The 268-nt window shown below is 70.9% G+C and carries 1 protein-coding gene; it reads left to right on the top strand.

Going from position 1 to position 268, the window contains the following annotated elements; all coding sequences use genetic code 11:
• On the top strand, positions 1 to 268 hold a 268-nt coding region (locus SB772_RS41505; protein WP_410838712.1), incomplete at both ends, for an ABC transporter transmembrane domain-containing protein.

Here is a 268-nt window from a genome sequence, read left to right as displayed (position 1 = left end):
GCCACGCCGTGGACGATGTCAGCGCCGGCCGTGCAGTGGTGCGCCTGGCTGATGGCGGCCTGGACGCCGCCGTGGCCTGGCACTGGCTGTGGCTGCTGCTGGCCATCGCGCTGGGCCGTGGCCTGCTGCAGTACGCGGCAGCGGTGCTGTCGCTGGTGCTCAGCCAGGCCCTGCTGACGCGCCTGCGTGAACGTATCCTGACTCAGGTGCAGCGCCTGCACCTGGGCTACCACTGGCGCCACGGCATGGGTGAGTTGGTAACCCGCAC

The organism is Paraburkholderia sp. SIMBA_030, assembly GCF_046535245.1.
Lineage (GTDB): Bacteria > Pseudomonadota > Gammaproteobacteria > Burkholderiales > Burkholderiaceae > Paraburkholderia.
The sequence above is the reverse complement of the archived record's forward strand: the minus strand, read 5'-3'. Positions and strand labels throughout refer to the sequence as shown.